This is a genomic window from Acinetobacter seohaensis (genome assembly GCF_056431365.1).
On record NZ_JBWKMK010000046.1, the window covers coordinates 33,616 to 48,123 of the forward strand.

The 14,508-nt window shown below is 39.9% G+C and carries 11 protein-coding genes and 2 pseudogenes; 2 read left to right on the forward strand and 11 right to left on the reverse strand.

Annotated features, from left to right (window positions below):
* Positions 1 to 64: 64 nt before the first annotated feature.
* From AC07E5_RS07825 to AC07E5_RS07855, 7 genes are all read right to left on the reverse strand, one after another.
* Complete coding sequence (locus tag AC07E5_RS07825; RefSeq protein WP_004976658.1) at positions 65 to 1,546, reverse strand: adenylate/guanylate cyclase domain-containing protein; 1,482 nt, start codon at positions 1,544 to 1,546, stop codon at positions 65 to 67.
* Between the two features lie 66 nt (positions 1,547 to 1,612).
* A complete protein-coding gene (locus tag AC07E5_RS07830; protein WP_004976660.1) occupies positions 1,613 to 2,047 on the reverse strand; it encodes an HIT domain-containing protein in 435 nt (144 codons plus the stop codon).
* A gap of 208 nt (positions 2,048 to 2,255) precedes the next feature.
* On the reverse strand, positions 2,256 to 5,717 hold the full coding sequence (mfd, locus tag AC07E5_RS07835) for a transcription-repair coupling factor (RefSeq protein ID WP_104851918.1): 3,462 nt from the start codon (positions 5,715 to 5,717) through the stop codon (positions 2,256 to 2,258).
* 150 nt (positions 5,718 to 5,867) lie between these two features.
* A complete protein-coding gene (locus AC07E5_RS07840) occupies positions 5,868 to 6,227 on the reverse strand; it encodes a hypothetical protein (protein WP_498625182.1) in 360 nt (119 codons plus the stop codon).
* Between the two features lie 226 nt (positions 6,228 to 6,453).
* Positions 6,454 to 7,233: a glutathione S-transferase N-terminal domain-containing protein gene (locus tag AC07E5_RS07845; RefSeq protein WP_498625184.1), complete on the reverse strand. Its 780-nt coding sequence runs from the start codon at positions 7,231 to 7,233 to the stop codon at positions 6,454 to 6,456.
* Between the two features lie 53 nt (positions 7,234 to 7,286).
* On the reverse strand, positions 7,287 to 7,799 hold the full coding sequence (rraA, locus tag AC07E5_RS07850) for a ribonuclease E activity regulator RraA (RefSeq protein ID WP_179997450.1): 513 nt from the start codon (positions 7,797 to 7,799) through the stop codon (positions 7,287 to 7,289).
* A 12-nt stretch (positions 7,800 to 7,811) separates the two neighbouring features.
* Complete coding sequence (locus AC07E5_RS07855) at positions 7,812 to 8,477, reverse strand: NAD(P)H-binding protein (protein ID WP_131261459.1); 666 nt, start codon at positions 8,475 to 8,477, stop codon at positions 7,812 to 7,814.
* 215 nt (positions 8,478 to 8,692) lie between these two features.
* Between AC07E5_RS07855 and rpsT the strand changes: the two genes are divergently transcribed.
* On the forward strand, positions 8,693 to 8,962 hold the full coding sequence (rpsT, locus tag AC07E5_RS07860) for a 30S ribosomal protein S20 (protein WP_004976669.1): 270 nt from the start codon (positions 8,693 to 8,695) through the stop codon (positions 8,960 to 8,962).
* A gap of 196 nt (positions 8,963 to 9,158) precedes the next feature.
* Here rpsT and AC07E5_RS07865 read toward each other — a convergent pair.
* The 4 genes and pseudogenes from AC07E5_RS07865 to AC07E5_RS07880 all read right to left on the reverse strand — a co-directional run bounded on the left by AC07E5_RS07865 (position 9,159) and on the right by AC07E5_RS07880 (position 14,221).
* Positions 9,159 to 11,860: pseudogene (locus AC07E5_RS07865) on the reverse strand (M66 family metalloprotease).
* A 349-nt stretch (positions 11,861 to 12,209) separates the two neighbouring features.
* On the reverse strand, positions 12,210 to 12,944 hold the full coding sequence (locus AC07E5_RS07870) for a histidine phosphatase family protein (RefSeq protein ID WP_004976677.1): 735 nt from the start codon (positions 12,942 to 12,944) through the stop codon (positions 12,210 to 12,212).
* A gap of 57 nt (positions 12,945 to 13,001) precedes the next feature.
* Complete coding sequence (locus AC07E5_RS07875; RefSeq protein ID WP_498625186.1) at positions 13,002 to 13,859, reverse strand: 3'(2'),5'-bisphosphate nucleotidase CysQ family protein; 858 nt, start codon at positions 13,857 to 13,859, stop codon at positions 13,002 to 13,004.
* 182 nt (positions 13,860 to 14,041) lie between these two features.
* Positions 14,042 to 14,221, reverse strand: a complete 180-nt coding sequence (locus tag AC07E5_RS07880) for a hypothetical protein (RefSeq protein WP_004976682.1) — start codon at positions 14,219 to 14,221, stop codon at positions 14,042 to 14,044.
* Between the two features lie 220 nt (positions 14,222 to 14,441).
* On the opposite strand from AC07E5_RS07880, the pseudogene AC07E5_RS07885 reads away from it, so the two are divergent.
* A pseudogene (locus AC07E5_RS07885) lies at positions 14,442 to 14,508 on the forward strand (helix-turn-helix domain-containing protein); the annotation flags it as partial.

Below are 14,508 nucleotides of genomic sequence, written 5' to 3' on the forward strand. Positions count from 1 at the left end.
AACTTTAGATTTAAAATTTTTGAGGATTTAAAAGTTAAACGAGATCTACATTATAAGAAAAATTTTAGTGTTTTTCAGGAATATGAGTTTTGGCAATTTCTTCAACAGGTGGATGTTCAATCACTTCATCTTCAAGATTAAGTTTTACAATGCCCTGTGAGTTGGTCAGCTTTTGCTGCGTTTGAATTCTTTTAATCATTTTTTCTAATACGGTAATTAGCTCAGGATATTCAAAATTCTGCACTTCATCCAAATTAAGCAACAAATGAAAACCTTTATATTCGTAGTCAAACCAACGCTGATAATCCGACTTGCTGGCCGCATATTTTTCCATCACTTGCCAAGTTTTTACAGGACCTTGAATCCCCTTTAAAAAGATCGGTGCTTTCGGAGCACACAAATAATCATTTTTAATCAGTTTATAAGTGTCATCTGAAAGTAAAATTTCATCAACTTCGGCCGCACTTTGCAAACGCGCAGCTAAGTTAGCATCACGCCCAACAATGGTATATGCCATCCGATGTGCTGCACCGTAGTTCCCAACGTGGCAATATCCTGTACTGATACCCATACGAATATGTAAAGGCGGATAGCCCATTTTGACCCAACGTTCGCGTAACAATTTCATTTGCTGACGCATCGCAATAGCCATCTCTACACAAGTTTTAGCATCTTGTTCAACACCTTGCGTATTTGGATCACCAAAGAAAATTAAAATCGCATCACCCATAAACTTATCCACCGTCGCTTCATATTGCTTGGCAATTTCGGTCATGTGGCTTAAATAATCATTGAGCAGGAATGCTAAATCATCTGGAATTAGTGTTTCAGAAAGTTCAGTAAAGCCTTGAATATCAGAAAAGAAAATCGTCATTTTTTTACGTTTATATTCAATTTTCGCTTCCGACTCACCTTTCATAATCGATTGCCACAACTGCAAAGGTGCATAGCGACTAAGCTGATTCGCAAATTCCATATAGCGGTTCATTTGTGTGTAGTAATGGTCTTTCTTTGCCGTGGTATAGCGGATACGACGTGCCTGATAGGCACTGCCCATGCCAAAGTAAAAGATCATACATAAAAAGGCTAAAATCGTAAGTTCGGTACTGCTTTGTTCAAAATATTCGTTAAAACCAAAAATAAAAATATTACAAAAATAAAAAACTGTGACCGCCAATAAGGATGCCAATGCCACCAAAAAGAAAGAAACTTTAATATAAATGGCGGTATATAGCAGCGCAAATAAAGCGGCAAAAGTAAGTACCAAATTCAGATGTACCGCAGACAAACATACTGCGACTACCACAATATCAATAATAAACAGGATATTACGCTTGGCTTGATGACTATATTTATATTGCAGCCAACGCGAAAATTTAGGAATTATCAGTAATAAAAAAGTAAGAAAAAACGGAAGGTAAATTTGATAATTGGTATCGGCGTAGGTGTAGTGATAGACCACCATAATCAGGGATAAACTTGCATACCCGACTAAACGATGCAGAAATTCGAATTGTTTGGGATCTCTTTCCATCCAATTGTACATGAACACCGCGGCCTACTCCAATCTAGGATTAAAAAGCCACGCATCCTGCGTGGCAATTCATTTCAATTAATCCATTCGCCAGTCAAATGGCATATCGCCTTGACCACGCAGAGCAAGCATCAAGGTTTGACGCATGTGAGCCAAAACTTCATTGCTGTATGGTACAGCTGGCGTACCCCAAACTGGTTTAGGCCAAGCCACATCATTTTGATAACGCACGACGTGATGAAAATGCAATTGTGGAACCATATTACCTAAAGCCGCCACATTCATTTTATCGGCACGGAATACACGTGATAATTGGCTAGATAACCAGCTAGATTCACGTAAAAATTGTTCTTGGTCTGCCTGGCTTAATTCGTATAGTTCTGTAACCCCTGGCACACGTGGAATTAGAATTAACCAAGGGAATTGCATATCATTCATTAAACGACATGTTGACAGAGGAAAGTCGCCTACAAAAAAAGTATCTTGAGCAAGTTGTGGATGCAAACTAAACATATCTTTATAAATGACGCAAATTGTAATGATGGGTAATACTATCACATCCCTAGTGAACTGAGTATGATTCCCATCATGTTTCGATGTAAATAAAGTGCAATTTTAACCAAATTCATCATGAATAATATTCATTATAGAATCAGAGGTTTCTTAGCAAATATTCATAAATTTACCGATATGATATTTGGATCAATTTGCATTTTTAAACTCAGCTGTGCAAAGTTTTTAGCAGGCTGTTTAGTAGATCGGCAATAAATTGAATCCGCTTTTCAGCTTCCTCCAACATCACCATCACTTTTAAACGCTGTCCACCATCCATACGGAAATAGGTCGGATGTTTTTGCATCATTTGAATGATGCTCATGGCTTGCACAGGTGTATCTGGTGAAAATTCGATATGACCGCCATTTGTACTAATATCAATTTTAGTGATGCCCAACTGCTCTGCTTTTAAACGCAGTTGATGTACAGCAAATAATTGTTTCACCGCTTGTGGTGGAATACCAAAACGGTCAATCAATTCCATACGGATATGATCAAGCTTTTCTTGAGTATCGGTATTACTAATGCGTTTGTAGAACAATAAGCGCTGATGCACATCGCCCAAATAATCATCTGGAATTAAAGCAGGCATGTGCAGGTTGATTTCTGCAGTTAAAGACAATGGTGCATCGAAGTTAGGGGTTTTACCTTTTTGAATGGCTTTGGTGGCTTTTTCCAGCATTTCCATATACAGGCTATAACCAATAGCTTGCATTGAACCGCTTTGTTGCTCACCCAGTAATTCGCCCGCACCACGAATTTCCAAGTCTTCGGTTGCCAACATAAAACCTGCACCCAAAGTTGAGGCACGCTGAATCGCATCCAAGCGTTTTTCAGCATCGCCTTTTAAGCCCTTAATGGAAGGTACCAGCAAATACGCATAAGCTTGGTGATGCGAACGTCCAACACGACCACGTAGTTGGTGCAACTGCGCCAATCCGAGTTTATCTGCACGTTCAATTAAAATGGTATTGGCATTTGGAACATCAATCCCTGTTTCAATAATGGTTGAGCAAACCAACACGTTATATTCTTTATGATAAAACTGCTGCATGACTTGCTCTAATTCACGCTCGCGCATTTGCCCATGCGCAACTGCAACCCGCGCTTCTGGTACCAATTCACGAATGGTTTCAGCACTACGCTCAATGGTTTCCACTTCATTATGCAGGAAATACACCTGACCACCACGTAACAATTCACGTAAAATGGCTTCTTTCACCGTATCGCCTGTATGCTCTTGCACAAAGGTTTTGACCGCTAAACGGCGTGCAGGTGGTGTGGCAATAATGGATAAATCGCGCATACCGCTAAATGCCATATTTAAGGTACGTGGAATTGGCGTTGCGGTTAAAGTCAGCATATCCACATCGGCGCGCAGCGCTTTAATACGTTCTTTGTCACGCACCCCAAAACGATGTTCTTCATCGACAATCATTAAACCCAACTGCTTGAACTGAATATTTTCTTGCAGAATTTTGTGCGTCCCAATCACAATATCGACTTTGCCTTCAGCTAAATCTTCAATGGTTTTTTGATGAGATTTGCTTGAACCAAAACGCGATAAGACTTCAATACGCACAGGCCAGTCGGCAAAACGGTCTTTAAAAGATTCATAATGCTGTTGTGCCAACAATGTGGTCGGAACCAATACCGCGACTTGTTTATTATTCTGTACCGCGACAAATGCAGCCCGCATGGCGACTTCGGTTTTACCAAAACCAACATCACCACAGACCAAACGATCCATTGGTTTTGCCAGTTGCATGTCATGTAAAGTCGCTTCAATTGCATTGGCTTGGTCTAGGGTTTCTTCATAAGCAAAGCCACTGGCAAATTGCATATAAAGACTATGATCCAACTCAAAAGCAAAACCCGGTTTAGATTGACGACGTGCCTGAATATGCAGTAATTCTGCTGCCACATCGTGAATTTGTTCCAACGCTTTGCGTTTGGCTTTATTCCATGCATCTGTGCCTAATTTATGCAAAGGCGCAAGGTCTGGATCACCACCGCTATAACGGCTGATTAAATGCAAATTGGTAACAGGTACATACACTTTTGCAGCATCGGCATAATCAAGTTGTAAAAACTCATGCTCTTGCTCATCAATATTTAAAGTAATTAAACCTGCATAACGCCCTACGCCATAATCAATATGTACCACAGGTGCACCAATGCTTAACTCGGTCAAACTGCGAATTAAAAACTCTTCAGAAACTTCCTGCTGACGTTTACGACGGCGCTGCACCACACGATGTTCATACAACTGATTTTCTGAGATTACACTCAATTGATCTTGAATGACCAAGCCGCGATCTAAAGGTGCATTGGTAATCGCAATGGCTTGTAAAGACTGCTGAAATGCCTCAAAACTCTCCACTTGTGGAATTTCACCCAAAGCGGCACGCAACGCATCTTTTAAGGTTTCACGACGACCTGCACTTTCTGCCACCAATAAAACAGGATGATTGGCCGCATCAATATATTGCTTAACGGCATGAAAGGGTTGTTCTTGTTTAGGATCAACCGCCAAACGTGGTGGTACAAGTGTGCTTAAGTTCACTACACCTGCTTTTTGCTCAAAAGCTTCGGGCGATGCAATCACACGTCCAAATTGATTCAGTTGTTCTAATAATTGATTTGGTTGTAGGAATAATTGCTCAGGCGGCAAAATCGGCTGGTCGATGTTATGACGTCTGTCCTCATAACGATACAGCACATCTTTCCAAAATTGAGTTAAACAGTCATCCACCGCCTTATCTGTAATGACAATGCAATGCTTTGGTAAGTATGAAAGTAATGTATTTTGACCTTCAAGCTGTGCTTGAGTGAAGAATAACGGAAAATAAAACTCTAAACCAGGCGATGCAATGCCTTCTAACACATCCTGATACACAGGGTTCTTTTTCGGGTTTGCCGTTGGGAAACTTTCTGCATAGCGGTCACGGAAAATCGCACGACCTTCTTTTAATGGAAATTCTTTGGCGGGTAAAACCGTAAAATTCTGCAAACTTTGGGTGGTACGCTGCGTTTCTGGATCAAAAAACTTTAAGGTTTCAACTTCATCATCAAATAAATCAATACGGATGGGTGCTTCCTGTCCCGAAGCATAAATATCCATAATACTGCCACGCACAGCAAACTCACCATGATCATAGACTGTATCGACCAGATGATAGCCTGCTTGTACCAAACGCTGTTTTTGTTGTTCCAAAGCAAACTTTTGCCCAACACGAATATCGAAATGCTCGCCTAACACCCATAAGGTTGGTGCAACACGTTGTGCCAAAGTGGTTGTCGAAACCAACAATACACCTTGCTGCGGCATATTGGATAAAATCGCCAAACGCTCCGACACAATATCTTGATGCGGTGACAAGCGGTCATAAGGCAAAATTTCCCAATCGGGGAAAATAGTCGGTTTTACCCCGTAAAATTCTAATTCGCTTTCTAACTGCGCCAAATGTTGTTGATTGCGCGCGACAATCACAAATAAATGCTGATTCTGCTGACCAATTTCTTTAAATAATAATGCTGCGGCGGAACCTTGTAGATTACCAATCCAGCGTTTTTCGCCAGCTTTCAGTTGTGCTAAATTGAGTTGGGAAATTTCGTGTTGGAACATGTATATAGCTTTAGGGTCTAAACAACATGGGGCTTATACTAGCACGATGAATTGACGGTTTTACGTAATTTTTTTCATCCACCATTACAGCGTATTTAATTGCAAAATTTTATAAAACAGCGAGCTTTAAAGTTTGATACACACGCCTCTTTACTTTTGATCACGTAAAAACTGTCGATAATAATCATTCAATTTTTTAACAATCGCTTTAAATTCCAGTAAGTTTTCTTCGGTATTACCAAGCATTGTGTTAAAACGCTGTTGCGCAATTTCCAGATCAATTTTTTCATTGATAATCATAGCTGTAGAATACAGCTGTGCCAAATCATCAAACTGCTGCATACGGCGGTTGGATAAATAATTTAAACGCTCTGCCAAAACATCGTTAAGCAAAATACCATCGACAATATAGCCTTGTTCCGCATCCCATTGAATATTCTGTGCTTCTAAATAGGCAATTTCTTCGAGATTGGCTTTATTTTTTAACAACCCTGTAAGTTTGCTGAACATTTTAAACCTATAAATTGGCGAAATCAAAGTGAATGCTGCAGAGTTTAAATGCTTCACTAAAATAGATGCAACTGATCAGGGTGATTTATGCTCCCCTGATGTTATAAGTCAGTGTTTCAACCCCACTTTGCTTAGGCTATTTATAATAATGCATATTTTGCATCCTGCCAAATGCAAAAAAGCATCTTGAAGATGCTTTTATAACAATCAAAAAATGACTTAAAGCTTATTTGCCATAAGTTTGCTGTAAATACTTCACAATCTTGGCCGATTCAAAAAGCTGAGTCTGGGTATTTGGATCGATTAAAAATGGGACTTGAATATTATCAACCATAACTTTTAATACCTGCTCACGCTTACCACCTGCCAGTGGCACATATTTACCCGGTTTTAAACGTAATTTTGCCAAGCCTTGATCTTGCCAACGCTCTTTGGCTACATTATGAAATTTGAATGGCAACTCCAGTTCAGTCAATACACCACGTACTACACGTGTATAAGGACTTCCCTCAAAACCCCACAGTTCAATCAGTTGTTCAGGTGCAGCGCGCTCTACAATTTTCTGGTTAATCCACACACCACGTGCACCATTCAATAACGTGCCTGCAAGTGCAACATAAGGAATTTTAGGAAAATGCGCGTATTTTTTTGGCGTTTTTCCACTTTTGCCATAATGTTTGAATAAATGATGAATGATCTGCTGTGATTCATAGAGCTGATCACCTGTATTTTCATCAATTAAAAATGGAAACTGAGTTTTACCACCCAGTTGTTTCACCAAAGGTCGATATTTTGTGCCGCCTTTGGGGCATGGATAAACCTCATAATCCAAATTTAACAAGGTCATGACTTCGCGTACACGACGGCAAAATGGTGAACCTTCAAACTCATATAACTTTAAGGCTTTTTCGGGTTGCTTGGGAAATGCTGTCCCATTCACACCGCGCCCACCTTCGGTAAGCATAGATGCCATTGCCTGAATGACTTTAATTTGATGATGCACCATTTTGTTTTCCTTGTGATGTGCTCAGCAATTTGATGGCTGTGCCATCAAACCGCTTATAAATCGACCAATTTTCCCTTTGCCACAATAATACCGTTGTTATCGGCATAGACATAATCGCCCGAATTAAAAGTGACTTGTCCAAAATGCAAACTCACATCTACTTCACCCACGCCTTTGCGGTTACTTTTTTGTGGAATTGAAGCCAAAGCATGTACGCCTAAATCAAGTGCTGCAATTGCATCGACATCACGTACACAGCCGTAAATAATCACGCCATTCCAGTGATTTTTCACTGCAGATTCAGCAATCAAGTCCCCCATTAAGGCACAGCGCATAGATGCCCCACCATCTACCACCAAAACTTTGCCCGTGCCATCGGTTGCCAACAACTCTTTTACACGCGAGTTATCTTCAAAGCACTTTACAGTCACAATTTGACCGCCAAAAGTTTTACGTGCACCGTAACTTTTGAAAAATTTGCCATCCAAAGATGGAATCACCACTTGAAGGTCATGTTCTGGATGGTCATCTAATAAGTCACAAGTTACGAATGGTACTGTAGACACGTTGTTCCCCTTTTACTTGGTTTTTTGTATTTGTAAATTATCATAAATTTGGAATTTATGAATTTGCGATTGCGCTGCCTCGACCATAGTATGAGCCACTTGCGTAGCACTTACTGGCTTATATGTAAAATGATCGGGAATAAATCGTGATATTTTAAGATACAGCTTTTGTCCTAAATCTTCTAAACGCCGTTGTTCGTTGCGCTCACCCAATAATAAAGATGGACGCAAAATTGATACTTTGTCTAAATCCAAACTTTCAATATATTGTTCTAGCTCACCTTTGACACGATTATAAAATACGGCTGATTTGGCTTCTGCTCCCAAAGCACTGACCAATATGTAATGCGTACCCTTCGCCTGCAATAATTCGGCAAAATGTGCATTGATGGTATAGTCCACAGCATAAAATCCCTGCTTTGAGCCTGCCTTTTTTAAGGTTGTGCCTAAACAACTGAATGCATGACTATAACCGCTCACATCTTCATCATTGAGCAATAAAAAGTCTTCGAGGAGTAACGTCTGGACTTTTTCTAAGCGATTTAATTCCGAGCAAGGTCTACGCAAAACAACGGTGATATTTTTACATTCAGGCAGCTGATTAAGCTGTTTGACCAATTGCTGCCCAACTAAACCATTCGCACCAATTACAATTGCATTTTGAATAGAATTTGTCATTTTTTAAACAATCTCTGAGGCTTAAAGCTAATCTACCTGTTTCTTTCTGATTTTTCTGCAGCTAAAATGTTGTCAAAGCATGTCAAGACTTGACTTAACTGTCTAGTTTCATCAAAATATGGCACTTGTTTACGGGCTGGTGATAATTCTTCTGATGTTGGTTTTCGGAAGTAATTGCAGCCCGCCCAGACCAATCTATTTCAAGGAGTGCACGAGTGGCAAACTCTGCTCAAGCTAGAAAACGTGCTCGTCAAAACGTTAAAGCACGTAAACACAACGCAAGCTTACGTTCTATGGTTCGTACTTATTTAAAACGCACAATCGCTGCTATTGCTGCAGGTGATTATGCGGTTGCTACTGAAGCTTACAAAAAAGCTGTTCCAGTAATTGACCGTATGGCTGATAAAGGCATCATCCATAAGAACAAAGCAGCTCGTCATAAGAGCCGTTTAAACGCTCAAGTTAAAGCTTTAGCTTCTAACTAAGTGTTAAACAAAAGAAGCCCGTTAAGGGCTTTTTTTGTGCCTGCTGTTTCGATAATTTATCAAATTAAGCAATCTTTAGTTTCTGCACGCCAATTACATCACTTCAAATACACCTGCCACCATAAAATAAAAAACACCTCCTGAACCGGTCAAAAGGTGTTTTAAATTAATGAAGATGAATAATTCAGACGAAGAATTATTTCAACATCAGTCGTAAATTTTGTGGACTTAAATAAGCCAGTTGCAAACTGTTATTAGCCTTTAATTGCGTCCATTGCTGATTCGCACCACCTGTGCAACCATAACGAATTAAACGCGCGCGGTTTTCTTTTAGGTAGCCATGCTCTAAATCAAAGCACTGATTCCCCTGACGAATCGTTCCCGAAGCTGTGTGCATTTCCCAGACCTGACTGTCTTTAGATGTACTGCAGCTTGCAAGTGAGACCACATTGCCGTTGTTGGTTAAGCACTGATCCATTTCTGCTTTGCTGTGAATACGCCCCAAACCATCATAAATCCACTGCTCAGTTGCATCGCCTGTACAGCCACTTGCTCCACTAATGTAAGCATTTTTCTGACCACTCGCCAAAGTTTCAACTTTCAAACAGTTATTTCTGTTTTTCATTAGTGTTGCTTCAGCCACAATATTTTCATTGCCTAAACCCAATCGCTCCACAAAATTGTGCAATGCTGTTTCCGCTTCAGGCTTAGTCTTTTCTAAATCGGCACGATAAACATTCATCCAGCGGTTTAAACGATAAATCGTATTTTGCTGTTGTTCATAACGCTGTAATTGTTGCTGTGCAGTTGCACTTAGCTCTTGACGATAATCTGCATAAGAATCATACAATAGTTGTGCAGCAGGTTTTAAAGCCACCACAGCTTGACTGGCTTGCGCTTCCAACTGCTTCTGAAAATCAGGCATTTCAACTTTTCTTAAAGCTTCATAGCCATGTGTACGACCAATTTTTACCGCAGGTTGAATACTATCGCTATATTGCGGAATATTCAGTGTCGATAATAACTTCTCGGCATGATTGGCTTTTTTACAGTATAAATTCACCTGTTTTGGCTGCTCAGCAAGTGCTAAATTGACATGCAGTTTATTGGCATTGCTGGTCATACGGTTAGGTGCCAATGCCACGTTCTGATTACGATTGGCATATTGAACATCTAACCAACATGCGGCATTTTCAGCAGCACGATTTGCCCCAGGTAAATTATAAACATTACCCCAGTTACTGCGTGCAGCAGGATACAACACACCTTGCTGAGTTTCAGGATCATATCCGCCAATAATAGTAATTACAGGCACACCAAATAAGCGCGGTTTTAAATAGTAACCATCGGCACTGTTGTACCAAACCTGATTGGAGCTTGGTACTTTTGGATAAACCACTTCCATTTGGCGTGTGTCTTTATTCCAAATTTTATAACCACTTGGTGAGCTTTCATCCCAAACATGTCGCGCCCCAAAGTGGGGGTTGAATCCGAATATGGGTACTGTAACCCGTGTAATGGGTATAACGCGAAATGCTACTGTTGGTTGCACCACCTGACATCGCATCCCAACCATAAGCATATTGTTTCAGGAAGTTAGGCACACCATTTTTGCCATCACCCAAGTTTCGAGTATGCCACGCTAAGTTACCGCGCATTTTATTACGATACGCAATATAGCCCCAACCGCTGTCTGCATGGTGTGCAGCCCAGAACATATTTTCACCTTGTGAACCCGGATAATGCCCTAGACCATAATGATGTCCAATTTCATGGCTGAACTCGTTGCCCACAGAATCATACAGGGTCAACATACCATTACCGCCACTTAAACCATGCGTTTGATCACCATTTGTATATTTACCTCGTGCATGATGGGCAATTACAGTTTGTGTAAGTTGTGGCTGTTGATGACTCAACATCGAGGCACTGGTCACCCCCCCAGTTGGCCAAGTTAATTCCTACACTAAAGGTCGATTTTGCAGTATTTTCCCGCATGTCCCCCGACTAGACACCACCTTCACCCGCACTTTGGGTATCGTAAATCGTGCCGTTGGCGACCATCACTCGATCTAGCTGAATGTCATCATATTTTGCCACGGTCATTTGTGCCGCAGGAATGGTTTGGAAATAATCGGTACCCGCTTTTTCAGGCTCTAATAACATATAATGCCCGCCCGATTTCGGTGGTGCAGTTAGTAGACCGATACGAATATTATTGAGTACCAATTCACCCGGTGCGGCAAAATCAATTTTTTCTGCTTCGAGTGCACCAGTACGGTTTTTAGAATCGACCAAACGCAGCTTTAAACTGGGACGTACTTCATCCCAATTTAATTTAGCCGACCACGCACGCTTACTATACAACACCTCAGCACGACCATCTTGATTGCTCTGGTCTGAAGCAGGAATCTGGGTTGGATCAAGTAAAGCAACACGACGTAACAAGCGTTCATTTTGATACACTTCAAGCTGCAAAGTGTCGATATTGTCCATGCCTTGATTTGGTGTAACCAATAATAATGCTTCTTTTTCTGCGGTCAAACGTGGCATTTTTTTCGCCTCGTTACCATTCGGATCAACCACATGCCCTTGAGCAAATTGAATCATTGCCTGAAAATCACCTTCTAAATCATTACGCACTTCACGTGATTCAGAATTGGCGTTGTAATCATAAAACCCAAGTGCCGATTGATTGATGACATCTTGTGTAGGTTCAGGGTAAGGATTAGCCACATTACCCACAGGTGGTTGCTGAGGAATTTCCAATGGTGTTGGATTTTCTTGATTTGAATTCCCAGCGGCCTCCCCATCGCCACCACCACCACATGCAGCAAGCATGGATGATAATATACATACACTTAATAGACTAAGCGAAAACCGAGTCACACTTTTCATTATTTATTCCACCCCAATGTCAATTTATGACAAAAAATATAAAAATAAACACATATTTTTCAATGGCTTGTATTTTTATATTAAATAGATGTATAAAATTATGCAATTCTCAAGTTTCATATCGCTTTATATTTTCAACACAATTTTATTAATTTTTCTTTATAAAAATCAGCGAATTTTTAAAGCAGCACACAGATTGATAGACAATATTTGATCGAGTTTGCGCTCACAACTGCATAAAATGAAGGAAAAAAAGAGAATAAAATTTGAATTATTTTTTTTAATTTCTGACAGACGGTATTCTATCGTACTGAATGGATAGCACTAGAATATGCGTTCAATTTTCTGCTTAAACTTTCTGACGAAATTGCGAGATATCTAAAGTGTGAATCTGACCGCGCCAAATCCATTTTAGCTTGGATTCTAAAAACTCATCACCTTCAAACCAAACGAATAAACCTTCCATCATGTCTGGCCAATCGGCTTGCGTGACTTCATTACGTCCAGAAATCACCGCGATAATTGCAGCTAAAATCGTATCATGACTCACAGCTAAACTCAGTCCGTATTGGTTGGTTGGATGGGTGTTATAAATCAGCTCAAGGACATCCACGACACCATGAATCGGATGTTTCATGCCGGGCAAGGCATTATTCACAAAACTATTAATAAAGCCTAAAGCACCCTGTTTCTGAAAATATGGGCCTGCCTGTTTGATATCAAGTACAAAGCTTCCTGGTTCCACCAATAAACCTTGTTCTATAATTTCAATGTGATGGGTATTGGGTTCGAGGGTAATGCCATCTGCCCCACGAATCATTAAAGCAGCCGTATCGACACAACGCTGAATAGGACTTGAAATACAGTGTTGAATCACCCGATCTGTATTTCCAACCAAGTAGCCTCCCCATGCTTCGGCTAAATCGCGACCTTGTTCGGTCAATTGTAAATTATAGCCAGCCAAACCCTGACCAACGACAATTTCACGAATAGAATGACGGGTAAACAAAGTCACAGGCGTCTGAGCATCAGGCAATAAATCAATTGCTTTAAGCATACTTGCAGGGAGTAGTTCTAATGCCATGATCTAGCCAAAATTTTAACTTGGTTGCTTGACACTATACCATGTTCAGCACTTTGCTCAATCTGACTTCGCCATAAGTCCAAGTGCTTGTAAGGCAATCTGTTTCATCTGCGTATTTTTATAGGCGATAAAACCACCATTTAACAATGTATCGCGCTGATTATATAAAAATGCCCGCCCCTGAAAATCGACCAATCCACCACCTATTCGTTCCAATAAACATTGTCCTGCACTGGTGTCCCACTCAGAAGTCGGATGAAAACGTGGGTAAATATCGACACGATCTTCCAAAATCATGCAGAATTTATAAGCACTACCTGCTTTTAGTTCTTCAAAATTGGTCAACTGCGCCAAGCTTTTTAAATAGTCTGCATAGTGTGATTTTTTTTGACTACTGTGGCTTAATCCAATTTTTAGAACTGAAGATGTTACCGTGGGTTCAGACTGATAGAGATACCATTGCTGAGTTAAAATATGATATTTCAATGGCATACCCTGTTCAGGACAAAAATAAATAGTTTGCTCGCCTGGTACTGCAAGTACTGCAAAAGTTGTTTGCACACCACAAATTAAACTTAAATTAATGGTAAATTCAGGACGTTGATGTAAAAACTCTTTCGTGCCATCTAAAGGATCAAGCAACCAAAATTGCTGCCATTGCTGACGTTGGTCTTGCTCACCTTCTTCGGACAACACAGGTAAATTGGAGATTTTTGCCAAAGCCTGCATTAAATAATAATTGACTCGATAATCGGCTTGCGTAACAGGAGAATCATCAGTTTTCTTTTCTACATCAAAAGCAGTACCTGAACAATAATCTTGAAATTCCTGATTTAAAATTTCACACGCCTGCTGCACGATTGGCAATAACTGTAAAATTAAAGTATGCGTTGGCGCCTTTGTTTTTATAAACATAACTATCCTTTTTAGACTGTATCTAAAGGTCTAATTTTTCATTACTTTCATAAAAACATTGTAATAAAATTTACGGCTGATGCGTAGATAAAATTTAGTGGCTAGATATGCTAAATCAAGACTTTATGTGTCAAGGCAATTCATTTTTACTTGAGTTTTTTATTTATTGAGTGCTTAGTTAATTAATCTTTAAATGGATTGGATAATCTTTTTTTAAACATCGATAAAGTGAGTGCACCACTAACCAATAATAAAATACCCACAATCACCAAATAAGTTTCACCACCAAAAAAACCAATAATAATTGCAGCAATACCCAATAAACCCAAAATAGTGGTAATGGCAATTCCTAAAATAGACATCACAATTCCTTTTAAATTTATTTAATCATGAAAAATTGTCAATATTCTCAGGTATCGTTCTGTCATATTCATGCCTCTTTTGATAGTTAAAGCGTAACATTTGAGCGCACCTTGCCACATTTATACACAGAACTTATACTGAAATAGACTAAACACGACCTAAGTTGACAAAAATAACTAATCATGCGAAAAAGTTTTTTTAGTTAACAGATGTTCACACATGCCTCGAATTGTTTCTGTACCACTTAGTTTAGAACAGCGAGAACGACTCATTTTTCTGGCCAAGC

Coding starts and splice junctions, on each gene's coding strand:
- AC07E5_RS07830 (WP_004976660.1), bottom strand. CDS start 2,047: ATGTTTAGTTTGCATCCACAACTTGCTCAAGATACTTTTTTTGTAGGC.
- AC07E5_RS07880 (WP_004976682.1), bottom strand. CDS start 14,221: ATGTCTATTTTAGGAATTGCCATTACCACTATTTTGGGTTTATTGGGT.
- mfd (WP_104851918.1), bottom strand. CDS start 5,717: ATGTTCCAACACGAAATTTCCCAACTCAATTTAGCACAACTGAAAGCT.
- AC07E5_RS07875 (WP_498625186.1), bottom strand. CDS start 13,859: ATGTTTATAAAAACAAAGGCGCCAACGCATACTTTAATTTTACAGTTA.
- AC07E5_RS07825 (WP_004976658.1), bottom strand. CDS start 1,546: ATGTACAATTGGATGGAAAGAGATCCCAAACAATTCGAATTTCTGCAT.
- AC07E5_RS07845 (WP_498625184.1), bottom strand. CDS start 7,233: ATGGTGCATCATCAAATTAAAGTCATTCAGGCAATGGCATCTATGCTT.
- AC07E5_RS07870 (WP_004976677.1), bottom strand. CDS start 12,944: ATGGCATTAGAACTACTCCCTGCAAGTATGCTTAAAGCAATTGATTTA.
- AC07E5_RS07855 (WP_131261459.1), bottom strand. CDS start 8,477: ATGACAAATTCTATTCAAAATGCAATTGTAATTGGTGCGAATGGTTTA.
- AC07E5_RS07840 (WP_498625182.1), bottom strand. CDS start 6,227: ATGTTCAGCAAACTTACAGGGTTGTTAAAAAATAAAGCCAATCTCGAA.